Genomic DNA, 21,665 nt, shown 5'->3' on the forward strand with positions numbered 1-21,665 from the left:
TATGTTTATTTGAGTTATATTGAGGATATTGAATCTTCCGGAAATTGGATAACTCTTTCTGGTTTAAATAATAATTTTGGCATTTCATTATTGTATTACTTTTTTCATGGCATTTTAAAATCCCTTGATATCGTTGTTTCTTATGAAACACTGGCGCTAATCGTAAATTTGATTGTTTTGCTATTTGCGTTAAATACATATACAGCTATAATTCGTAGGCTGAATTTAGATTTGACATTTGCATTAACATTTTTTTTAATGACGCCTTTAATATATTTCGCGCAATTAATTAATAAAGATTCCTTTACCATTTTAATAATTTTACTAGCGATAAAATTATCATTAGAAAAAAAATGGAAAACATTTTCTTTATTAGTGATGATTTCCACATTGATTCGTTTTCAACTGCCTGCATTACTCTTACTTTATTTATTTTTTATTACTGGTAAAAAAAATCATATTGTTAAATTTATCGTAGCATATGTTTTGCTTTCACTAGCTAATGGGGTTTTAGCAAAGTATCAAACTGAATTTTTTAATGAATCTACATTGTCAGACGGTATGAGTTATTTAGTTTATACTTTAAATAGAAATTATTATATAGGTTCTTTGCTCTTAAATCCGATTAGAGCAATTCAATATGTCCATGATGCAATAATTTCATTCGATTTTATCGACGGATATCAGGTCGATGTAGGCCGTTTTAAAAATATACCTCAAGTTATTTTTCTGATGAGTTTGAGTCCTTTTATAATAAATGCAATAGTTAACTATAATGTTTATATGAACCAAAAAGAAAAATACCTGTTAGCTATGATTAATGCTTTTTTTGGTATTTGGCTTTTCAATCCAACAATAAATTTGAGGTATTTTATACTTTTCTTTCCAGTACTACAGATTTTGGGTCTTAGTATGTACATTAATTTTAAAAAACAAATGAGGGTACGTTATTAAATGGACGAATTTAAAGTATTTTATACCGGTATGTTCAGGTTTCCCGATATAGATGCTGCTGGAAAGCGAGTCCATAAAATTGTTGATATGTTAAACCATATAGACGAATGTAAAAGCATTATTGTCGGCGGATGGGAACAAGGAAACGAAGGTGTAATTAAAATAAATGATAAAACAAGCCATTTATCTTTCTCGATTCTAGATAAGGAAAGAACGTCTAAAATAAGGAAATTAATAAGCTTTCTATTTATGGGTATACAAATTATCCCTTGGATGATCTTTAATAAAGATAAATACAGCCATGTATTTATTTATAATACACCGTTTCTCTTTTCGATAACTATTTTTATTTTATCCAAGATTTTTAATAAGAAAATCATTCTTGATTCAACTGAATGGTATGAAAGTGAGCATTTGGTAGGAGGCAAGTATAGTGCTGCTTCTTTTGAGAACTGGTGTCGCATGCATTTAGCCTACCCTTTGTTTAAAAATGTTATCGCAATATCTTCATTCTTAGAGGCATTTTATATGCGCAAGGGTAAAAATATTATCAAAATCCCTCCCCTTGGTAATGAATTTCAATATGCTGAAAATAGGGTGCATTCAGCTGACAATTTGAACCTTTTATACGCGGGTTCCCCTGGAAAAAAAGATAGACTCGATTTTTTCATAGATGATTTGCTTACAAGTAAAAAAGCAATGTCTTCAGTAAAATTCTATATAGCTGGTATTGATAAAGAAAAATTTTTAGAACTATATCCTATATACTATCAAAAAGAATATGCCCTTGACGAAATTTGTATTTTCCTTGGGCGGTTAAAAATGGCTGAAGTATTTAAGTTATATAGAAAGACCGATTATTGTGTTTTTTTTAGAGAAAATAAAAGATATGCTATTGCTGGTTTTCCATCAAAGTATGTTGAATCGATATCTTTTGGTGTCCCTGTTATTACTAATGCTGTTGGTGATATTAGTTCAGAATTACAATTTACTGGAATCAAATATCAGCCAATGGAAGATGATGTTGATAACTTAATTGAAGTTGCTATGGATAAAAAGAATCAATATGCTCCTGCATTAAAAAAAATATATGAAGAAAAATATTCTGCACGAGCTAATTTGCAAAAATTTAAAGAGTTCATGAAGCGAATAAGATAATGAATAAATCAGATGTGGTTTTTAACTGTTCCACAAATGTAATTGGCGGTGGGATCCAGAATAGCGTAAATTTCATATCTCAAGTATTAAAAAATGAAGGTTACGGGCTAGAATGGTTCTTTTTACTGAGTCCTCAGGTATATGAGCAAGTAAAAAACATTCTTCCCCAAGGCTCCTTTTTTATTGCTTATGATTCCCCCGCATCATCATTTCTTGTTAGAAATAAAATAAAGAAAATAGTAGATTTGGTTAGTCCTAAAGTAGTATATACATCTGCTGGGCCAGCATATATAGAATTTGGCGTCCCACATATAATGGGTTGTAGTAATCCGTATATTTTAGGTGCCTCACAATATGCTTATAGTTTGTGCGGAAATAAAAAAGAGCAAATAAAGAGAAAGTTGAAAACTGCTTATCAAAGGATTAATATTAAGAAAGCTAATGTATGGGTTGTTCAAACAGAATCATCAAAAGTTCAATTACAGAATATAGTAGGTGAAACGGCACAGATCCATATAGTTTATAATTCCCTATCAGAGGAATTCTTGAATTTCCTGAACCAAAGAAGTATTTCTGGTGATTACATTGAACAGTTAAGCAATGGACCTGTTTGCAAAATATTAGTGCCTACCGCATATTATAAGCATAAAGATTTAGAAAGAGTTCCTGTTGCAGCCGCTTTATTAAGAAAAAGATATTCAGGAAAATTCAAAATAATTTTTACAGTGGGTTCTGATAAAGACTACTATAATATCGTTGAAATTGCCAAAAAGAACGGCGTTGAGGATCTTATAGAAAATATTGGTGCTTATTCTCATTCGCAAGCGTTAAGTATATATTCAAAATATGATGTTGTTCTTCAACCTAGTGCGCTAGAAGTATTTTCTACGAGTTACATCGAAGCAATGTCAACGTTAAAACCATTGGTCGTCCCAGACTTTGATTTTGCGAAATCCATCTGCGGTAATTATGCTTATTATTATAGTGCCAATGATCTTAATTCTTATGTTGAAGCTTTGTATAATGCTATACAACATATTAATTTTGGGGAAAGATATCACATGGCAATGCAAATTGTAAAAAAATATGGTTCGCAAGAACAGCGTGTGAATAAAATAGTGACATTAATCAAAGAATATCTTGTTAATAATGAGAGGGAGCATGTTTAAAAATAAAGTTCTTTTAATAACTGGCGGAACTGGTTCTTTTGGTAACGCAGTGCTTAATCGTTTTTTAAATACCGATATAAAAGAAATCCGCATTTTTTCCCGTGACGAGAAAAAACAAGATGACATGCGAAAAAAATATAATAACAATAAGCTTAAATTTTATATTGGTGACGTGCGTGACTATGGAAGCATTCTAAACGCGACACGAGGTGTAGATTTTATTTATCATGCGGCTGCGCTCAAGCAAGTGCCTTCCTGCGAATTTCACCCCATGGAAGCGGTTAAAACGAACGTTCTTGGTACCGAAAATGTCCTTGAAGCGGCAATTGCAAACGAAGTCAAACGTGTGGTATGTCTAAGTACAGATAAAGCTGTTTATCCAATCAATGCTATGGGTATCTCCAAGGCTATGATGGAAAAAGTGATGGTTGCGAAATCACGTAATGTGGATACGAACAAGACTGTCATTTGTGGTACTCGTTATGGCAACGTAATGGCTTCGCGCGGTTCTGTTATTCCTCTGTTCGTCGACCTGATCAAAGCTGACCAGCCCCTTACTATTACCGATCCCAATATGACACGCTTCATGATGACACTTGAAGACGCTGTGGATCTTGTGCTCTATGCGTTTGAACACGGTAATAACGGTGACATATTCGTCCAGAAAGCTCCCGCAGCAACAATTGAAACCTTAGCTGTCGCCTTAAAAGAGCTTCTCAATAAAGAGCATCATCCCATTAATATTATCGGCACTCGACACGGTGAAAAACTATACGAAGCTTTGTTGAGCCGTGAAGAGATGATTGCTGCGGTTGATATGGGGGATTACTATCGCGTGCCACCTGATTTACGTGACCTTAACTATGGTAAATATGTTGAACAGGGCGATCGACGCATATCTGAGGTGGAAGATTACAATTCTCATAATACTACTCGCCTTGATGTTGAAGGTATGAAAAAGCTGCTGCTAAAACTTTCATTCATTCGAGCTTTACGCGCTGGCGAGCAATACGAATTGGACTCATAAAATGAAAATACTTGTAACTGGAGCTGATGGTTTCATTGGCCGCAACTTGTGTTTACGCTTGCAAGAATCGGGTTACATTGACCTTATCAAGATTGATCGCAATAGCCCTTATCAAGAACTCGAAAACGGTCTCAAAGAAGTTGCTTTTGTCTATCATCTGGCAGGTATAAACAGACCTCAATGCGTTGACGAGTTTGCTGAAGGGAATAGTAATTTAACTGGTCAAATAGTTGATATACTGCTAGCTAACGAGCGAAGCATCCCTGTAATGGTGAGTTCATCCATACAGGCCGAGCTGGACAATCCATATGGAGAAAGCAAAGCGGCTGCGGAAAAACATATTATTAGATATGCCGCGGTCAGCGGAGCTAGTTATTTTATTTATCGCTATCCAAATGTTTTTGGTAAATGGTGTAAACCTAACTACAATTCTTTTGTAGCAACCTTTTGCTATAATCTGGCTCACGATATTGATATTAAAATTAATGATCCTGCAGCCGTTGTTAATCTCGTTTATATAGATGATGTATGCACTGAAGCCATTAAGCTTCTTACCGATGATATCGAGAGTGGCTATCAGGAAGTGAAACCAGTGTATGCAACAACGGTTGGTGATGTCGCTGATTTACTTTATCGGTTTAAGGAAAGTCGCAATACTCTCATAACTGAGGAAGTCGGGACAGGCTTTGTCCGCGCACTCTATTCAACATGGCTCAGTTATTTACCGGTTGAGCATTTTTCTTATACGATCCCATCGTATGAAGATACGCGTGGTGTTTTCTGCGAAATGCTAAAGACACCTTCAACAGGCCAATTCTCTTTTTTCACGGCACATCCAGGTATCACCCGCGGTGGACACTATCATCATTCTAAAAATGAAAAGTTCCTTGTCATTCGTGGTAGCGCGCTATTCAAGTTTCAACACATTATTACGGGCGAGCGTCATGAACTCTACGTATCTTCTGAGGAGTACAGGATTGTCGAAACAGTACCCGGATGGACGCACGATATAACGAATATTGGCTCTGATGAGCTTGTTGTGATGCTTTGGGCTAATGAAATATTTAACCGTGAACAGCCCGATACGATAGCGAGAGCTTTATAATGATTAAAATGAAAATAATGTCAGTTGTTGGTACCCGTCCAGAAATCATTCGGTTATCACGCGTTTTAGCAAAGCTGGATCAATATTGTGAACATATTATTGTTCATACTGGCCAGAATTATGATTATGAATTAAATGAAGTTTTCTTCAACGATTTAGGTGTACGTAAGCCAGATTATTTTTTAAATGCTGCTGGTAAAAATGCGGCGGAAACAATTGGACAAGTCATCATAAAGGTTGACGAAGTACTTGAAAAAGAAATGCCTGAAGCAATGCTAGTTTTGGGTGATACGAATTCCTGTATTTCTGCCATTCCCGCTAAGCGCCGTAAGATCCCAATTTTTCATATGGAAGCGGGTAATCGTTGTTTCGATCAGCGCGTTCCTGAAGAAACTAACCGTCGTATTGTCGATCACACGGCCGATATTAATATGACCTATAGTGATATTGCGCGTGAGTACCTCCTTGCTGAAGGTCTGCCTCCGGACAGAATCATTAAAACCGGCAGCCCCATGTTTGAAGTACTTTCCTACTATATGCCACAAATCGACAACTCTGATGTGCTGTCTCGCCTGAACTTACGTGCGGGAGAATTTTTTGTCGTCAGTGCACACCGTGAAGAAAACGTCGACTCGCCTAAGCAGTTAATAAAATTAGCTTCAATTCTTAATACTATCGCTGAAAAATATGATTTGCCGGTTATTGTATCGACCCACCCACGGACGCGTAAACGCATTAACGAGCAAGGCATTGAATTTCACCCAAATATTCAACTATTAAAGCCTCTGGGTTTTCACGACTATAATAATTTGCAAAAAAATTCCAGAGCTGTCCTGTCTGATAGCGGAACGATTACGGAAGAATCGTCTATCATGAATTTTCCAGCGTTAAATATTCGCGAAGCTCACGAACGCCCGGAAGGATTCGAAGAAGCCTCGGTGATGATGGTTGGACTTGAATGCAATCGTGTATTACAGGCCCTGGAGATCTTATCTTCTCAGCCACGCGGGGAAGAGCGCTTATTAAGACAGGTAAGTGATTATTCTATGCCGAATGTATCTGACAAAGTCGTCAGGATTATTCAATCCTATACTGATTACGTTAAAAGAGTAGTCTGGAAAGAATATTGATGAAGCTTGCGTTAATCATAGATGATTATTTGCCCAATAGTACTCGCGTTGGCGCTAAAATGTTTCACGAGCTGGCGCAGGAATTTTTAAGAACCGGACATGACGTCACGGTAATCACACCAGATGCAACTATTAATAAAGCGCTTTTAATAGATATTGTAGAAGGAGTGACAACGTGGCGTTTTAAAAGTGGCGCTCTTAAAGATGTGAATAAGATTCTGCGTGCAATCAATGAAACATTGCTCTCATGGCGGGCATGGCGTTCAATTAAAAAGCGTGTGCAAAACGATACATTTGATGGGATTGTTTATTACTCTCCCTCAATTTTTTGGGGGGGGCTTGTAAAAAAACTTAAAGCTCACTGCCAGTGTCCGGCTTATCTAATCTTACGTGATTTATTCCCTCAATGGGTGATCGATGCGGGCATGATAAAAAACGATTCTGTGATAGCGCAATATTTTCGTTTATTTGAAAAACAGACTTACGCGCATGCAGACCGCATTGGGCTTATGTCCGAGAAAAATCTCGAACTTTTCCGTACTCTCAATAAAGGTTATCCATGTGAAGTATTGAGAAACTGGGCTTCACTTAAACCCGTAACCTTACCGGAAAATTATGCCTCTCTCCGCCAAAGACTAGGACTTGAAGATAAAGTCATCTTCTTTTATGGTGGAAATATTGGACATGCACAAGATATGTCTAATCTTTTGCGCCTTACACGCAAGATGAGTATTCATCCGCAAGCCCACTTTCTTTTCATTGGTCAGGGCGATGAAGTCGAGTTGATTAATAATTTGGCAAGGAAGTGGAATTTAAGTAATTTCACCTATTTGCCTTCCGTTAAGCAAGACGATTTCAAGTTTATTTTATCGGAAATGGATATCGGTCTGTTCTCCCTTTCAGCCAGGCACTCGGCCCATAATTTCCCGGGGAAACTCTTAGGATATATGGTTGAGTCACTCCCGATATTGGGCAGTGTCAATGCAGGGAATGACTTGCTAGATGTTATCAATGACAACAATGCTGGTTTTATCCATGTAAATGGCGAGGATGACAAGCTTTACCATTCTGCCAGGACATTACTCATGGATGCCTCTTTACGCCAGCAAATGGGAGCAGGAGCGCATACATTGTTAAAAGAACAGTTTTCAGTGCACTCTGCTGCTCAGGCTATAGTTATGCGGCTGGAGGCTTTGCAATGCGCCTGATAGAAACTTCACAATTAGATGTGCTTTTTGAACAAGCAAAAGACTCTGAGCGCCTGCGATCACATTTATTGCTACATAATTCTCATCAGGATAAAGTCCAGCGCTTGCTGATAGCGATGGTAAGAGGAAGTTATGTTGAACCTCACTACCATGAGCTTCCTCAGCAATGGGAAATGTTCACGATCTTACAGGGCCAGATACAAGTTACTCTTTTTAATATTAAAGGTGAAATACTCACTCAGTTTCTTGCAGGTGAAGGTACTGGGGTATGCATTGTCGAACTTTCTCCAGGTGACATACACAGTGTTGAGTGTATTAGTGAGAAAGCAATAATGATGGAAATTAAGGAAGGTCCATTCGATCCCGCTTACGCGAAAGCCTTCCCGCATTGGTGAGAGCTGAAACGCATCTTCCGCTATCTACTTGTGTGCATCATGAGTTAACATTTTCAATACATTTTCAAGCCGCGCACTCGTCGCGGTGACCACACCTGACAGGAGTATGTAATGTCCAAGCAACAGATCGGCGTCGTCGGTATGGCAGTCATGGGGCGCAACCTGGCGCTCAACATTGAAAGCCGTGGTTATACCGTCTCCGTATTCAACCGCTCTCGTGACAAAACCGAAGAAGTGATTGCCGAAAATCCAGGCAAAAAACTGGTTCCTTATTATACCGTTCAGGAATTTGTCGAGTCGCTGGAAACGCCGCGCCGCATCCTCTTAATGGTGAAAGCAGGCGCGGGCACTGATGCGGCCATCGACTCCCTGAAGCCGTATCTGGAAAAAGGCGACATCATCATTGATGGCGGCAACACGTTCTTCCAGGACACTATCCGTCGTAACCGCGAACTGTCGGCTGAAGGTTTTAACTTTATCGGCACCGGCGTCTCCGGTGGCGAAGAGGGCGCCCTGAAAGGCCCGTCCATCATGCCTGGCGGTCAGAAAGAAGCTTACGAACTGGTTGCGCCGATCCTGAAAGAGATCGCGGCCGTTGCGGAAGGCGAACCGTGCGTGACCTATATCGGTGCGGATGGCGCAGGTCACTACGTGAAAATGGTGCATAACGGCATTGAATACGGCGATATGCAGCTGATCGCTGAAGCCTACTCTCTGCTGAAGCATGGTCTGAACCTGTCTAACGACGAGCTGGCGAAAACCTTTGCTGAGTGGAACGAAGGCGAGCTGAGCAGCTACCTGATCGATATCACTAAAGACATCTTCACCAAAAAAGACGAAGACGGTAAATATCTCGTTGACGTGATTCTGGATGAAGCGGCGAACAAAGGTACCGGTAAATGGACCAGCCAGAGCTCGCTGGATCTCGGCGAACCGCTGTCTCTTATCACTGAATCGGTATTCGCGCGTTACATCTCCTCCCTGAAAGAGCAGCGTGTTGCAGCATCCAAAGTGCTGAGCGGCCCGCAGGCGAAACCGTTCGCAGGCGATAAAGGCGAATTCATCGAGAAAGTCCGTCGCGCGCTGTACCTCGGTAAAATCGTTTCTTACGCGCAGGGCTTTTCTCAGCTGCGTGCTGCGTCCGAAGAGTACAACTGGGATCTGAACTACGGTGAAATCGCGAAGATTTTCCGTGCGGGCTGCATTATCCGCGCCCAGTTCCTGCAGAAAATCACTGACGCTTACGCTGAGAACCCGTCCATCGCTAACCTGCTGCTGGCGCCGTACTTTAAGAAAGCGGCTGATGATTACCAGCAGGCGCTGCGTGACGTCGTGGCGTATGCCGTTCAGAACGGTATCCCGACGCCGACCTTCTCCGCTGCTGTCGCGTACTACGACAGCTACCGTTCTGCGGTACTGCCGGCGAACCTGATTCAGGCGCAGCGCGACTACTTCGGCGCGCATACCTACAAGCGCACTGACAAAGAAGGCGTCTTCCACACCGAGTGGATGGAATAACCTTTACGTATTCAGAAGACAAGCCCGGTTTCGCCGGGCTTTTTTACGTCTGATGATAGCACCAGGAGCCGCCAGCAGCCTTAAATGTAGCCAGTAAGCGCACTGCTTTTCAGTATTTTCCCAGCTCTCTTTTGCGCTTCGCTATGCAATCATTATGGCTTGCATCTACACTCATGGCTGGTGTGGCTTCAACATAATAATTAGATGAGAAACAAGGATTCTATGAGCAAAGAATTTCAGGGTGGCGCTTTACAGCACAGCAATGGGAACCCGGAGCAAATCGATCTTATTGACCTTCTGATGCAACTCTGGAGGGGCAAAGTCACCATCGTTGCGACCATGATTGTGATGATTATTCTGGCCGTGCTGTATCTTTTCGTCGCCAAAGAAAAATGGACGTCGACCGCTATCGTAACGATGCCGGACGCCGGTCAGATTGCCAGTTACAACAACGCGATGAATATCCTGTATGGCGCCAACGCGCCGAACGTCACCGACGTGCAGCAACGCGTGGTTGGGCGCTTCAGCTCTGCGTTTTCCGCGCTGTCTGAAACGCTGCAAAACCAGCAAGAACCGGAACAGCTGACCATCGATATGGCAGTGAAAGGCCAGCCGCTACCGCTGAAAGTCACTTATCAGGGGGCAACCGCGCAGGCGGCCCAGAAAAAGCTGGCGGAATACATTCAGCAGGTCGATGAGCAGATCGCGAAAGAGTTAAACAAAGACATCACCGATAACGTGGCGGCTCGTGCGAAAGAGTTGCAGGAATCGCTCTCCACGCAGGAGAAAGTGGCGCAGGAGCAGAAAGATTTGCGTATCAAGCAGATCGCCGAAGCGCTGAAATTCGCGCAGGAATCGAATGTCAGCTCGCCGCAAATGCCGCAGGCGCAGGAAGTCACACAGGATACGCTGTTCCTGTTAGGCAGCGAGGCGCTCTCGTCGATGATCAAAAACGAATCGACGCGTCCGCTGGTCTTTACGGATGCCTACTACCTGACGAAACAGAATCTGCTGGATATCTCGAAGCTTAAAATCGACGAAGCGTCACTGCATGCGTATCGCTATGTGATGAAGCCGACCGAGCCGCTGCGTCGCGACAGCCCGAAACGCGCGCTGGTGCTGGTCCTCGCCGTACTGCTGGGTGGGTTGATTGGCTCGGCGATTGTGCTGTGCCGCAACGCGATCCGCGAGCACACCGCCCGCCAGCTGCGTTAATCTGCCACACAAAAAAAGGCCGCATCGCGCGGCCTTTTTTATTGGTGTTTTACAAAGGATTATTTGTGTCTTGCGCGAAGGTTTTCAATCACCGCGCTTAAATCGAGCTCCTGATCCTGAAGCAGCACCAGCAAGTGATACATAAGGTCAGAGGCTTCGTTCACCAGCTCGTCGCGGTCATGAACGGTGGCTGCCAGCGCTGTTTCAACGCCTTCTTCCCCCACTTTTTGCGCGATACGCTTGGTGCCGCTGGCGTACAGCTTCGCGGTGTAAGAACTCTCCGGCGACGCGGTTTTACGTGACGCCAGCAGCGCTTCGAGCTGATAAAGGAAGTGCCACTGGTGATGCGCCTCGCCAAAGCAGCTGGAAGTGCCAAGATGACACGTCGGGCCAATCGGGTTAACCAGCACCAGCAGCGTATCGTTATCGCAGTCCGGCGTCATGCTCACCACATTGAGAAAGTGACCCGACGTCTCGCCTTTGGTCCACAGACGCCCTTTGGTGCGCGAGAAAAACGTGACCTTACCGCTCTGCTCGGTTTCACGCAGCGCGTCCTGATTCATATACCCCAGCATCAGCACCTCGCCGGAAACCGCATGCTGCACCACGACCGGCAGCAGCCCGTCGGTTTTTGCCCAGTCCAGTTGGGCTCGCTGTTGTTCTGTTAACACACCCGTATCTCCACGCCTTGCTGAGCCAGAAACGCTTTCAGCTCGCCAATATTAATTACCTGTTTGTGAAACACTGATGCGGCCAGCGCGCCGTCGACGTTCGCCTCGCGAAACGCGTCCAGGAAGTGCTCCATCGTTCCGGCGCCGCCGGAAGCAATCAGCGGCACACGGCACGCCTCACGCACTTTTTTCAGCTGCACCAGATCATAGCCGTTACGCACGCCATCCTGGTTCATCATGTTCAGTACAATTTCACCCGCGCCGCGCTGTTGCACTTCGCGCACCCAGTCCAGCGTTTCCCACTGGGTCACGCGGGTGCGGCTCTCGTCGCCGGTATACTGGTTGACGTGATATTTACCGGTCTGCTCATCAAACCAGGTATCGATGCCCACCACGATGCACTGCACGCCGAAGCGATCCGCAAGCCGGGTAATCAGCGTCGGGTCCGCCAGCGCCGGGGAGTTGACGGAAATTTTATCCGCGCCGAAAGAGAGAATTTGCGCCGCGTCTTCCAGCGTTTTGATCCCGCCCGCCACGCAGAAGGGGATGTCGATGACTTCCGCCACGCGGGTCACCCAGCTTTTATCCACCACGCGGCCGTCACTGGAGGCGGTGATATCGTAAAACACCAGCTCATCGGCGCCTTCTTCGGCGTAGCGTTTCGCGAGCGGCACGATATCGCCGATGATTTCATGGTTGCGAAACTGCACGCCTTTTACGACTTGTCCGTCGCGGACGTCCAGACAGGGAATTATCCGTTTTGCCAGCATTGGATCGCCTCCGTTACGTTAAATTTGCCTTCCAGCAGCGCGCGGCCGACGATCACGCCGCCGACACCGCTGCCGCGCAGCGCGCGAATATCCGAAAGCTCGCCGATGCCGCCGGAGGACTGGAACGCCACCTGCGGATAGCGCGCGCAGACTTCGTCATACAGCGCCACGTTCGAGCCCGACAGCGTCCCGTCACGGGAGATATCCGTGCACAGCACATGCTTAAGCCCTGCGGGCAGATAGCTTTCCACCAGCGTTTCCAGCGTCACGCCGGAATTTTCCTGCCAGCCGCTCACGGCGACCTGCTTGTTGCCCGCGTCGTCGATACGCACGTCGAGCGCCAGCACCAGCGCGTCTGCGCCGAAGCGTTTAAACCAGCGCTGCACGTCCTGCGGCGATTTCACCGCCGTTGAGCCGACCACCACGCGCGCGACGCCCGCGTCCAGCAGCGCCGCCACGTCGTCTTCGCTGCGCACGCCGCCGCCGACCTGCACCGGCACGCTCACGCCCGCCACCAGCTTTTGAATCAGCGCGATCTGGCGCTGCGCCGGATCTTTCGCGCCGGTTAAATCCACCAGATGCAGCAGCTGCGCGCCCTGTGCTTCGTAATCCTGCAGACGCGGCAGCGGGTCGCGGCCATAATCACGTTGCTTACCGTAATCGCCCTGATGCAGGCGCACCACCGCGCCGTCAATTAAATCGAGAGCCGGAATAATCATTTACATCTCCAGGAAGTTTTTCAGCAGCTGCGCGCCCGCGGCGCCTGAGCGCTCCGGGTGGAACTGCACCCCCCAGAAGTTATCTTTCTGCACCGCGGCGGTAAACGCCTCGCCATAGGTACACTGTGCGATCGTATTGGCGTTCACCGGCATCGCGTAGCTGTGCACGAAGTAGAACCAGGCGCCATCGTCGATGCCGCGGAAAAGCCGGTCGCCCGCTTTGGCATACACGCGGTTCCAGCCCATGTGGGGCAGCGGCAGGCCGTGGTCGGTCATCTTCGGCACCGGCTGGTCGACAATGCCCAGCAGATCGACCCCGTTGCTCTCTTCGCTACGGCTGCCGAGCAGCTGCATACCGAGGCAGATCCCCAGCACCGGCTGGGTACAGGCTTTGATTAAATCGACCAGATCGCGCGCGATGATCTGCTGCATCGCGGCCTCGGCGGTGCCGACGCCTGGCAGAAAGAGTTTATCGGCGCGCAATACCAGATCCGGGTCGCGGCTCACCACAGGCTCATAGCCGTGGCGACGCACCGCAGACTGTACCGAGTGCAGATTGGCGCAGCCGGTGTCCAGAATCATCACGTTCATCACAGCACTCCTTTCGATGAGGGCAGGGTTTCGCCTTCGACGCGGATAGCCTGGCGCAGCGTGCGGCCAAACGCTTTAAACAGGCTTTCGACGCGGTGGTGATCGTTTTTGCCTTTGGTCTTCAGGTGCAGCGTGACGCCCATGGTGTAAGAGAGCGAACGGAAGAAGTGCTCCACCATTTCGGTGCTGAGATCGCCCACGCGCTGGTAATTGAACTCGGCTTTATATTCGAGGTGCGGACGCCCGGAGATATCGAGCGCGCAGCGCGCCAGACACTCATCCATCGGCAGTACAAAGCCAAAGCGGTTAATGCCGCGCTTGTCGCCGAGCGCCAGTTTCAGCGCTTCGCCGAGCGCCAGGCCGGTATCTTCAACGGTATGGTGATCGTCGATATAGAGATCGCCTTTGACGCCGATTTCCATGCGAAAGCCGCCGTGGGTGGCAATCTGGTCAAGCATATGGTCGAAGAAGCCGACGCCGGTGTTGATTTTGCTGCCGCCTTCGCGGTCCAGCCACACTTTGACGTCAATCTGCGTTTCGCGGGTGCTGCGCTCGACGTGCGCGTAGCGATCGCGCTTTGTCAGGTGTTCGCCGATGGCGGACCAGTTCAGGTCGGCGCGGTTGTAACGCAGGCCCGTAATGCCCATGTTGTCGGCGAGCTCCACATCGGTCGCGCGATCGCCAATCACATAGCTGTTCGCCGCGTCCATCACGCCCGGCGCCAGATAGCGTTCAACCAGCTTCGTTTTAGGCTTGCGGCAGTCGCAATGGTCCGTCGGGAAATGCGGGCAGATCAGCACGTCTTCAAACAGCACGCCCTGAGAGGTAAAAATCTGCATCATCAGGTTATGCGGGCCGTCGAAATCCGCCTGCGGCAGGCTGTCAGTGCCAAGACCGTCCTGATTGGTGATCATCACCAGTTTAAAGCCCGCTTTTTGCAGTTGCAGCAGTACCGGGATCGCATCCGGCTCAAAGGCCAGCTTGTCAAAACGATCGACCTGGAAATCTTCCGGCGGCTCGGCAATCAGGGTGCCGTCGCGGTCAATAAAGAGATACTTCTGGCTCATACTCGCTCCGTGGCCGCAAGGCCGGGTTGGTCACGCAGGGCGTCAATCACGCGCTGGCACTCTTCACGAGTGCCGACGGTAATGCGCAGGCAGCCGCTGAGTGTCGGTTGTCTGTTCTGGTCTCTCAGGATAATGCCCTGATCCCACAGCGATTTAAATACCGCGCTGGAGGCCGTGATACGCGCCAGCACATAGTTGGTTTCGCTGTCGAAAATCGCCTCGACGCACGGCGTCTCGCGCAGGCCCGCTATCAGGGCATCGCGGTTAGCCAGCACCTGCGCCACGCGCTTGCGCATCGCGGCAATGCCCTCCGGGCTCAACGCCTGGGCGGCGATATCCGCGACCGGCGTTGAGAGCGGGTAGGGCGCAATGACCTTCAGCAGCAGATTAATGACGTCTTCATTCGCGAGCGTAAAGCCGCAGCGCAGCCCGGCGAGCGCGAAAGCTTTAGAGAGCGTGCGCAGCACGACAAGGTGCGGGTACTCGCCAAGCCAGCCCGCGAGCGTCGCCTGCGGGCAGAACTCAATATAAGCTTCATCGGCCACCACGATGGCTTTGCCGCGTGCCATCTCCAGCAGCGTGCGCAGATCCTGCGGGTTAATCAGCTGGCCGGTCGGGTTATTGGGGCTACAGACGAAAATGACTTTAACGCCGTCAAGCTGTTCGGCAATAGTCGGCAGATCAAGCTGCCAGCCGTCCGTCGCCTGTACGGTGCGGCACTCGACGCCAATGGTTTCGGCGCTGACGCTGTACATGCCGTAGGTCGGCGGACAGTAGAGCACCGCGTCGCGCCCCGGCTCGCAGAATGCGCGGATCAACAGCTCAATGCCTTCATCCGCGCCGCGGCTGACCAGCACCTGCTCTGGCTTAACCCCCGCGTACTGCGCGTAACGTTCAATGACACTTTTCGGCTGGCACTCCGGGTAACGGTTGAGCGTCTGCGCGGTCAACTGAAACTCCACGGCTTGTGGGTATTCATTGGCGTTAAGCCACACATCGCCGTTGCCGCCAAGACGGCGCGCAGACTGATAGGGCGTCAGATTACGCACGTTCTCGCGCGCGAGTTCTTCAATGCTCATGCTTGCTCCTTCAGGGCTGCCACACGCAGCGTCACGGCGTTTTTGTGGGCGGTGAGCTGTTCTGCCGCCGCCAGGGTTTCGATGGTTTCAGCGAGCGCGGAAAAGCCCGCGGGCGTTAGCTCCTGCACCGTCATGCGCTTCTGGAAATCCGCCAGGCCGAGGCTTGAGCTGGTGGCGGTATAGCCGTAAGTCGGCAATACGTGGTTGGTGCCGGAGGCGTAATCACCCGCCGATTCCGGTGACCAGTCGCCTAAAAACACCGACCCTGCGCTGGTGATGCCATCAACCAGATCGCGCGCGTTGCGGGTCTGGATAATTAAGTGCTCCGGGCCGTACTGATTGGAGATTTCCACGCACTGCGCGAGATCGCGCGCCACGATAAGACGGCTTGCGGAAAGCGCCTGGCGGGCGGTTTGCGCGCGCGGCAGCGCCTCAAGCTGGCGGGCGGTGGCGTCGGCCACGGCCTGCGCCATGGCGGCGTCCGGCGTGAGCAGAATCACCTGCGAATCCGGGCCATGCTCGGCTTGTGAGAGTAAATCGGAGGCGACGAAATCCGGCGTCGCGCCGCTGTCGGCAATCACCAAAACTTCAGAAGGCCCGGCGGGCATGTCGATCGCCGCGCCGTCAAGACGCTGGCTCACCTGGCGTTTGGCTTCAGTGACAAACGCGTTGCCCGGCCCGAAGATTTTATCCACTTTCGGCACGCTTTCGGTGCCGAAGGCGAGCGCGGCAATCGCCTGGGCGCCGCCCGCCTGGAACACTTCCTGCACGCCGCAGAGCTTCGCTGCATAGAGAATCTCATCGGCGATGGGCGGCGGGGAGCAGAGCACCACGCGTTTGCAGCCCGCGATGCGCGCGGGCGTCGCCAGCATCAGCACCGTTGAGAAAAGCGGCGCGGAGCCGCCGGGAATATAGAGCCCGACCGACGCCACCGGGCGCGTCACCTGCTGGCAACGCACGCCGGGCAGGGTTTCGATATCAACGGGCGCGAGCTGTTGCGCGCGGTGGAATTTCTCGATATTCGCGACCGCGACCGCCATCGCCTGTTTCACCTTGTCGTCAAGGCGCGCGGCGGCGGCGTCAATTTCTTCCGGGGTGACGCTCAGCGCCGCCACGTCGGTTTTATCAAACTTCGCGCTGTACTCGCGCAGCGCCGCGTCGCCGCGCGCTTTGACGTTATCAAGAATCTCGGCCACGGTGCGGGTGATGCTCTCTGAGGCCGAAATGGCCGGGCGCATCAGCAGTTCACGCTGCGCCTGCGCGCTACAGGCATTCCAGTCAACGATCGTCGTAAAGTTCATGGCGGTCACTCCATCATCTTCTCAATCGGCAGCACCAGAATGGAGCTGGCGCCCAGCGCTTTCAGTTTTTCCATGGTTTCCCAGAACAGGGTTTCGCTGCTCACCATATGCATCGCCACGCGCTGTTGATCGCCTGCCAGCGGCAGAATGGTCGGACGCTCGGCGCCCGGCAGCAGGGCGATGACTTCATCGAGACGCTCAGTCGGCGCGTGCAGCATGATGTATTTCGATTCGCGCGCCTGGATAACGCCCTGGATGCGGGTCAGCAGTTTGTCGATAAGCTGCTGCTTCACGGCTGGCATCTCGCCGTCGCGCTGGATAAGACAGGCTTTGGAGCGGTAAATCACTTCCACTTCGCGCAGGCCGTTGGCCTCAAGCGTCGCGCCGGTGGAAACTAAATCGCAGATAGCGTCGGCAAGCCCGGCGCGTGGCGCGACTTCCACCGAGCCGTTCAGCAGGCAGGATTTAAACTGCACGCCTTTTTGATCGAGATAACGTTTAAGCAGGTGCGGGTAAGAGGTGGCGATACGTTTGTTATTCAGGCTTTCCGGGCCTTCCCAGACATCATCTACCGGCGTGGCGAGCGAGAGGCGGCAGCCGCCGAAATCGAGGCGACGCAGAGTGTAATAGCGCGGGTCGTCGCCCTGGGCGCGGCGGGTCAGCAACTCTTCTTCCAGCACGTTTTCGCCGATGATGCCGAGATCGACCACGCCATCCATCACCAGACCCGGAATATCGTCATCGCGCACGCGCAGGATGTCGATAGGCATATTCTCCGCCAGCGCAATCAGACGCTGGGTGTGCAGATTAATTTTTATGCCGCAGCGGGCCAGCAGTTCGCGCGAATCATCGCTTAAACGGCCGGATTTCTGAATAGCTATGCGTAAACGGTTGTTGTCTGTCATCTCGCCTTATCCTTGTTGATCTCGTTAAATTCGTCTGCCAACGCCCAATAAAAAAGCCCCCGGAAGATGATCTTCCGGGGGCTCTCTTAGCGTTCATGCACCACTGGAAGATCCGATCGTCTTCCAGCACACATCGCCTGAAAGACTAGTCAGGATGATGGTGATGGTGGTGGTTGTTAAACTGAACGCGTGTCATAAAATTCTCTTGTTGAATGCTTATTCAAAACCTGTCTTAACCGTAAACCATACCGGGGAGAGAAGGCAAGGGCTTTTTTTCATCATTAAAACCTTTCATATTCACTACATCAATTGTCAGCCCGCGGCGGCTGGCGTAGCCTGAAAAGATGCAGGCGCAAAGACGGAGCAGGAGAGAGACATGAAAAAGGTCGCGATTGTCGGGTTAGGGTGGTTGGGCATGCCGCTGGCGCTCGCGCTTAACGCCCGTGGCTGGCAGGTTGCCGGCAGCAAAACCACGGCCGACGGCGTGGAAGCCGCGCGCATGTGCGGTATCGAAAGCTATCAGCTTGAGCTGTTGCCGGAAATGGTGTGCGACAGCGACGATCTGGAGGCGCTGTTTAACGCCGACGCGCTGGTGGTGACGCTGCCCGCGCGGCGAACCGGCGGCAACGGGGAGTATTATTTGCAGGCGGTACAGCAGGTGGTGGACAGCGCGCTGGCGCACCAGATCCCACGCATTATTTTTACCAGTTCCACCTCGGTGTACGGTGAAGCGGAAGGTATCTGTAAAGAGACCACGCCCGCTAATCCGGTGACGGAAAGCGGCCGCGTGTTAAGAGAGCTTGAGCAGTGGCTGCACAATTTACCGGGCACGTCAGTCGATATTCTGCGCCTCGCGGGGCTGGTGGGGCCGGGGCGTCATCCGGGCCGCTTCTTTGCCGGAAAAATGGCGCCGAACGGCGATCATGGCGTCAATCTCGTGCATCTTGAGGACGTGATCGGTGCGATTACCCTTCTGTTGCAGTCGCCGAAAGGCGGACACATTTATAATCTGTGCGCCCCGCAGCACCCGGCGCGCGCCGAGTTCTACCCGGTGATGGCGCGCCAGCTTGGCCTTGAGCCGCCGCGCTTTAGCGAAAGCCCGGCGGGCACCAAAGGCAAACTGATTGACGGCAACCGGATTTGCCATGAACTGGGGTTCGAGTATCTCTATCCGAACCCGCTGGTTATGCCAATGGAGTAAGCGCCTGATGGTCGGCCTGCCAGACGCGGCAGGCCGCCACAAAGGCGTCAAACATCTGCTTTGAGAGCGGTTCGTCATGCAGCGCGCCCCATTCCGGGTGCCACTGTACGCCGAAGGCGAACGGGTGCTCAGGAATACTGATAGCCTCAATCAGCCCGTCGTCAGCCCGCGCTTCGATAAACACGCCCGGCCCCACCTCGCGTATCCCTTGCTGATGCAGCGTATTGACCCGCACGGTTTCACCGGGCGTTACCCAGCTATCGAGCCAGCCGCCGGGCGTAATCTCAAGCCCGTGCACCGGCGCGAATTTCTCCTCCGGGCTGCCGCTCGGGTTGACCTCATGCTCACGCAGCCCTTCAACATTGTGTAGCTGTCGCCAGAGCTTGCCGCCGGTGGCGACAGCCATTTCATGCACGCCGCGGCATGAGCCGAGCAGCGGCAGGCCGGTATTGAGCGCATGACGCACCAGCATCAGCGCCAGTTTGTCGCGCCCCGGATCGTTGCTGGTCTCCTGCGCCTCCTCGCCGTAGTGGTGCGGTTCAATGTTGCACGGGCTGCCAGGGAGAAAAATACCGCTCAGCGATTTCAGGGCCGCCGCCAGATACAGCGGGTCATCCGCCAGATGGTGGGGCAGGGGTATGGCCACCGCGCCGGAGTGATAAAGCGGCGCCAGATAAAGATTTTCTACGGTTAAGATCAACTGCTCGTCCTGATTACTCTGACACATCAATACGCCAATCAACGGCGGTGTGTTTACGGTCATGCTGGCTCGCCTGTTTCGCTGGGATACAGATCCTGTAGTTGAGCATTCGCAGCGGGTCAACTTTCCACGCGCCCGCTCTGGCGTAACTTTCGCCTTGAGCTATGTTTTGATCACGGGCGTTATTTGAGCGGTTTTCGCCATCCTTCTTCGCGATACCACATAGCCGATCCGCTTTTTTCCTGGCGTTAACGTCCCCCCAACATACCGATGAGAATAATGTTGCCTCCGTCTTTTTGGGCGGAGGCTTTTTGCGCACAGGAGTCAATGATGCAAAGCAACGAGCAGTGGCAGGAGAGACGCGAGCAGGCGGTGCCGCAGGGCGTAGGCAACGCGCTGCCGGTATTTGTCGCGCGGGCAAAGAACGCGGAAATCTGGGATGTGGAGGGGCGGCGCTATATCGATTTCGCCTCCGGCATTGCGGTGCTGAATACCGGACACAACCACCCGGCGGTTATCGCGGCGGTGAAGGCGCAGCTCGATAATTTTACGCACCCCTGTTTCCAGGTGACGCCTTACGGCAATTACATTGAACTGGCGGAGCGGCTCAATACGCTGGCCCCCATCAGCGAGCCCTGCCAGACGCTGTTTCTTTCGACCGGCGCCGAGGCGGTGGAAAACGCCATCAAAGTGGCGCGTATCGCCACGGGGCGCTCGGCGGTCATTGCGTTTCGCGGCGCGTTTCATGGCCGCACGCTGCTTGGCATGGCGCTCACCGGCAAAGTGCAGCCCTACAAAAAAGGCTATGGCCCATTCCCGGCAGGTATTTACCACGCGCCTTATCCGGCGGCGTATCTGGGCGTGAGCGACACCCAGGCGCTGGCGTCGCTGGCGGGGATTTTCGCCGCGGACGTGGCGCCGGAAGAGGTTGCGGCGATTATCATCGAGCCGGTGCAGGGGGAGGGCGGGTTTTACGCCGCGTCTGCCGAGTTTATGCAGCAGCTGCGCGCCCTGTGCGATAAACACGGCATCGTGCTGATTGTCGATGAGATCCAGAGCGGCTTCTGCCGTACGGGCAAAACCTTCGCCATTGAACATTCAGGCGTCGAGCCGGATCTGATTACCATGGCGAAAAGCCTGGCGGGCGGGTTCCCGCTCTCGGCGCTGGTGGGTAAAAAGGCGCTGTTTGACAAGGCGCTGCCGGGCGGGCTTGGCGGCACCTACGCCGGGTCGCCGGTAAGCATCGCGGCGGCGCTGGCGGTGACCGATCTCATCGAAGAGGAGCATCTGAACGAACGCGCTGTCGCCCAGGGCGAACTGCTGATGAGCCGCCTGCGCGAACTGGCGCAGGAGTATGACTTTATCGGCGATGTGCGCGGCGTCGGCGCGATGGTGGCGATGGAGCTGGTGCATGAGCGCGACAGCCATCGCCCGGATAAAGAATTGACCCAGCAACTGGTGCAGGAGGCAGGGCGTCAGGGGCTGATTTTACTGACCTGCGGCGTGCGTGCGAACGTCATACGTTTCCTCATCCCGCTCACCGCTGAGAAAGAAATTGTGACAGAAGGTCTCAACGTCTTGTCATCCTGCCTCAAAGTGGTGCAAAATACGCGCCCTGCAAAATAAGATATTAACCGACGTCAACGCGTCGGTTATTTTTTTGCAGTCAAGAGCATCGTAATTAAATTCAAGAGGCCGGGCTTCGTACCGGATAGATACTTACTTAAAATCCGACAGTTGTTGTCGCTGAGGAATACAGAAAATGGGGCAATTTTTCGCTTA

General features: G+C 50.7%; 22 protein-coding genes and 1 other annotated feature. Of the genes, 12 read left to right on the plus strand and 10 right to left on the minus strand.

Annotated features, from left to right (window positions below; genetic code table 11):
• Positions 1-9: 9 nt before the first annotated feature.
• The 10 genes from AACV31_RS01605 (at position 10) to wzzB (ending at position 10,879) form a co-directional block, all read left to right on the plus strand.
• Positions 10-954, plus strand: a complete 945-nt coding sequence (locus tag AACV31_RS01605; RefSeq protein ID WP_255491249.1) for a hypothetical protein — start codon at positions 10-12, stop codon at positions 952-954.
• A complete protein-coding gene (locus AACV31_RS01610) occupies positions 955-2,112 on the plus strand; it encodes a glycosyltransferase (protein ID WP_165154677.1) in 1,158 nt (385 codons plus the stop codon). It abuts the gene before it with no gap.
• Positions 2,112-3,281, plus strand: coding sequence for a glycosyltransferase (locus tag AACV31_RS01615; protein WP_165154675.1), 1,170 nt, complete (start codon positions 2,112-2,114; stop codon positions 3,279-3,281). Before AACV31_RS01610 ends, AACV31_RS01615 begins: the two co-directional genes overlap by 1 nt.
• The gene (gene fnlA, locus AACV31_RS01620) at positions 3,274-4,308 is read left to right on the plus strand and encodes a UDP-N-acetylglucosamine 4,6-dehydratase/5-epimerase (protein ID WP_075199286.1); all 1,035 of its coding nucleotides are present in this window, start codon (positions 3,274-3,276) and stop codon (positions 4,306-4,308) included. Before AACV31_RS01615 ends, fnlA begins: the two co-directional genes overlap by 8 nt.
• A 1-nt stretch (position 4,309) precedes the next feature.
• Entirely contained in the window at positions 4,310-5,413 is a 1,104-nt protein-coding gene (gene wbjC, locus AACV31_RS01625) for a UDP-2-acetamido-2,6-beta-L-arabino-hexul-4-ose reductase (RefSeq protein WP_165154673.1), read from the plus strand.
• Entirely contained in the window at positions 5,413-6,543 is a 1,131-nt protein-coding gene (wecB, locus tag AACV31_RS01630; RefSeq protein WP_075199288.1) for a non-hydrolyzing UDP-N-acetylglucosamine 2-epimerase, read from the plus strand. Before wbjC ends, wecB begins: the two co-directional genes overlap by 1 nt.
• A complete protein-coding gene (locus tag AACV31_RS01635) occupies positions 6,543-7,751 on the plus strand; it encodes a glycosyltransferase family 4 protein (RefSeq protein WP_075199289.1) in 1,209 nt (402 codons plus the stop codon). The genes wecB and AACV31_RS01635 overlap by 1 nt, the downstream gene beginning before the upstream one ends.
• On the plus strand, positions 7,742-8,146 hold the full coding sequence (locus tag AACV31_RS01640; protein WP_165154671.1) for a WbuC family cupin fold metalloprotein: 405 nt from the start codon (positions 7,742-7,744) through the stop codon (positions 8,144-8,146). Before AACV31_RS01635 ends, AACV31_RS01640 begins: the two co-directional genes overlap by 10 nt.
• Before the next feature lie 111 nt (positions 8,147-8,257).
• Positions 8,258-9,664 (plus strand): NADP-dependent phosphogluconate dehydrogenase, encoded by a 1,407-nt coding sequence (gene gndA, locus AACV31_RS01645; protein ID WP_007769123.1) that lies wholly within the window; start codon positions 8,258-8,260, stop codon positions 9,662-9,664.
• Positions 9,665-9,886: 222 nt separating this feature from the next.
• Positions 9,887-10,879 carry an LPS O-antigen chain length determinant protein WzzB gene (wzzB, locus tag AACV31_RS01650; RefSeq protein ID WP_161588545.1) on the plus strand — a complete coding sequence of 331 codons (993 nt, stop codon included), beginning with the start codon at positions 9,887-9,889 and terminating at the stop codon, positions 10,877-10,879.
• 59 nt (positions 10,880-10,938) lie between these two features.
• Here the strand turns inward: wzzB and hisIE are convergent, their stop codons facing one another.
• The 9 genes from hisIE to hisL form a co-directional block, all read right to left on the minus strand.
• A complete protein-coding gene (gene hisIE, locus AACV31_RS01655) occupies positions 10,939-11,550 on the minus strand; it encodes a bifunctional phosphoribosyl-AMP cyclohydrolase/phosphoribosyl-ATP diphosphatase HisIE (protein WP_007769127.1) in 612 nt (203 codons plus the stop codon).
• Positions 11,544-12,320: an imidazole glycerol phosphate synthase subunit HisF gene (gene hisF / locus AACV31_RS01660; protein WP_007769130.1), complete on the minus strand. Its 777-nt coding sequence runs from the start codon at positions 12,318-12,320 to the stop codon at positions 11,544-11,546. Before hisF ends, hisIE begins: the two co-directional genes overlap by 7 nt.
• Positions 12,302-13,039 (minus strand): 1-(5-phosphoribosyl)-5-[(5-phosphoribosylamino)methylideneamino]imidazole-4-carboxamide isomerase, encoded by a 738-nt coding sequence (hisA, locus tag AACV31_RS01665; protein WP_105537745.1) that lies wholly within the window; start codon positions 13,037-13,039, stop codon positions 12,302-12,304. The genes hisF and hisA overlap by 19 nt, the downstream gene beginning before the upstream one ends.
• Positions 13,040-13,630 carry an imidazole glycerol phosphate synthase subunit HisH gene (gene hisH / locus AACV31_RS01670; protein ID WP_165154669.1) on the minus strand — a complete coding sequence of 197 codons (591 nt, stop codon included), beginning with the start codon at positions 13,628-13,630 and terminating at the stop codon, positions 13,040-13,042. It abuts the gene before it with no gap.
• Positions 13,630-14,697, minus strand: a complete 1,068-nt coding sequence (hisB, locus tag AACV31_RS01675) for a bifunctional histidinol-phosphatase/imidazoleglycerol-phosphate dehydratase HisB (protein WP_007769138.1) — start codon at positions 14,695-14,697, stop codon at positions 13,630-13,632. Before hisB ends, hisH begins: the two co-directional genes overlap by 1 nt.
• Positions 14,694-15,776: a histidinol-phosphate transaminase gene (gene hisC, locus AACV31_RS01680; RefSeq protein WP_165154667.1), complete on the minus strand. Its 1,083-nt coding sequence runs from the start codon at positions 15,774-15,776 to the stop codon at positions 14,694-14,696. Before hisC ends, hisB begins: the two co-directional genes overlap by 4 nt.
• Entirely contained in the window at positions 15,773-17,077 is a 1,305-nt protein-coding gene (hisD, locus tag AACV31_RS01685; RefSeq protein WP_165154665.1) for a histidinol dehydrogenase, read from the minus strand. Before hisD ends, hisC begins: the two co-directional genes overlap by 4 nt.
• Positions 17,078-17,082: 5 nt before the next feature.
• On the minus strand, positions 17,083-17,982 hold the full coding sequence (gene hisG, locus AACV31_RS01690; protein WP_004385872.1) for an ATP phosphoribosyltransferase: 900 nt from the start codon (positions 17,980-17,982) through the stop codon (positions 17,083-17,085).
• Positions 17,983-18,029: 47 nt separating this feature from the next.
• Positions 18,030-18,152 (minus strand) — a sequence feature (His leader region).
• Positions 18,128-18,178, minus strand: coding sequence for a his operon leader peptide (gene hisL / locus AACV31_RS01695; RefSeq protein ID WP_071601073.1), 51 nt, complete (start codon positions 18,176-18,178; stop codon positions 18,128-18,130). (Overlaps the previous feature by 25 nt.)
• Before the next feature lie 180 nt (positions 18,179-18,358).
• Between hisL and AACV31_RS01700 the strand changes: the two genes are divergently transcribed.
• Positions 18,359-19,183: an SDR family oxidoreductase gene (locus AACV31_RS01700; RefSeq protein ID WP_015741758.1), complete on the plus strand. Its 825-nt coding sequence runs from the start codon at positions 18,359-18,361 to the stop codon at positions 19,181-19,183.
• On the opposite strand, the gene AACV31_RS01705 is transcribed toward AACV31_RS01700, so the two are convergent.
• Positions 19,167-19,946, minus strand: a complete 780-nt coding sequence (locus AACV31_RS01705; RefSeq protein ID WP_075199296.1) for a gamma-glutamyl-gamma-aminobutyrate hydrolase family protein — start codon at positions 19,944-19,946, stop codon at positions 19,167-19,169. The genes AACV31_RS01700 and AACV31_RS01705 overlap by 17 nt on opposite strands.
• Before the next feature lie 267 nt (positions 19,947-20,213).
• Here AACV31_RS01705 and gabT point away from each other — a divergent pair, with 267 nt between their 5' ends.
• Complete coding sequence (gabT, locus tag AACV31_RS01710) at positions 20,214-21,509, plus strand: 4-aminobutyrate--2-oxoglutarate transaminase (protein ID WP_075199297.1); 1,296 nt, start codon at positions 20,214-20,216, stop codon at positions 21,507-21,509.
• The last annotated feature ends 156 nt before the right edge of the window (positions 21,510-21,665 follow it).

Source organism: Cronobacter sp. EKM101R, assembly GCF_963888145.1.
Taxonomy (GTDB): Bacteria; Pseudomonadota; Gammaproteobacteria; order Enterobacterales; family Enterobacteriaceae; genus Cronobacter; species Cronobacter turicensis.

What these genes read in the sequence shown, in the direction of transcription:
- AACV31_RS01610 (WP_165154677.1), top strand. Translation starts at nt 955, where the DNA reads ATGGACGAATTTAAAGTATTTTATACCGGTATGTTCAGGTTTCCCGAT.
- AACV31_RS01615 (WP_165154675.1), top strand. Translation starts at nt 2,112, where the DNA reads ATGAATAAATCAGATGTGGTTTTTAACTGTTCCACAAATGTAATTGGC.
- fnlA (WP_075199286.1), top strand. Translation starts at nt 3,274, where the DNA reads ATGTTTAAAAATAAAGTTCTTTTAATAACTGGCGGAACTGGTTCTTTT.
- wbjC (WP_165154673.1), top strand. Translation starts at nt 4,310, where the DNA reads ATGAAAATACTTGTAACTGGAGCTGATGGTTTCATTGGCCGCAACTTG.
- wecB (WP_075199288.1), top strand. Translation starts at nt 5,413, where the DNA reads ATGATTAAAATGAAAATAATGTCAGTTGTTGGTACCCGTCCAGAAATC.
- AACV31_RS01635 (WP_075199289.1), top strand. Translation starts at nt 6,543, where the DNA reads ATGAAGCTTGCGTTAATCATAGATGATTATTTGCCCAATAGTACTCGC.
- AACV31_RS01640 (WP_165154671.1), top strand. Translation starts at nt 7,742, where the DNA reads ATGCGCCTGATAGAAACTTCACAATTAGATGTGCTTTTTGAACAAGCA.
- gndA (WP_007769123.1), top strand. Translation starts at nt 8,258, where the DNA reads ATGTCCAAGCAACAGATCGGCGTCGTCGGTATGGCAGTCATGGGGCGC.
- wzzB (WP_161588545.1), top strand. Translation starts at nt 9,887, where the DNA reads ATGAGCAAAGAATTTCAGGGTGGCGCTTTACAGCACAGCAATGGGAAC.
- hisF (WP_007769130.1), bottom strand. Translation starts at nt 12,320, where the DNA reads ATGCTGGCAAAACGGATAATTCCCTGTCTGGACGTCCGCGACGGACAA.
- hisA (WP_105537745.1), bottom strand. Translation starts at nt 13,039, where the DNA reads ATGATTATTCCGGCTCTCGATTTAATTGACGGCGCGGTGGTGCGCCTG.
- hisH (WP_165154669.1), bottom strand. Translation starts at nt 13,630, where the DNA reads ATGAACGTGATGATTCTGGACACCGGCTGCGCCAATCTGCACTCGGTA.
- hisB (WP_007769138.1), bottom strand. Translation starts at nt 14,697, where the DNA reads ATGAGCCAGAAGTATCTCTTTATTGACCGCGACGGCACCCTGATTGCC.
- hisC (WP_165154667.1), bottom strand. Translation starts at nt 15,776, where the DNA reads ATGAGCATTGAAGAACTCGCGCGCGAGAACGTGCGTAATCTGACGCCC.
- hisD (WP_165154665.1), bottom strand. Translation starts at nt 17,077, where the DNA reads ATGAACTTTACGACGATCGTTGACTGGAATGCCTGTAGCGCGCAGGCG.
- hisG (WP_004385872.1), bottom strand. Translation starts at nt 17,982, where the DNA reads ATGACAGACAACAACCGTTTACGCATAGCTATTCAGAAATCCGGCCGT.
- AACV31_RS01700 (WP_015741758.1), top strand. Translation starts at nt 18,359, where the DNA reads ATGAAAAAGGTCGCGATTGTCGGGTTAGGGTGGTTGGGCATGCCGCTG.
- AACV31_RS01705 (WP_075199296.1), bottom strand. Translation starts at nt 19,946, where the DNA reads ATGACCGTAAACACACCGCCGTTGATTGGCGTATTGATGTGTCAGAGT.
- gabT (WP_075199297.1), top strand. Translation starts at nt 20,214, where the DNA reads ATGCAAAGCAACGAGCAGTGGCAGGAGAGACGCGAGCAGGCGGTGCCG.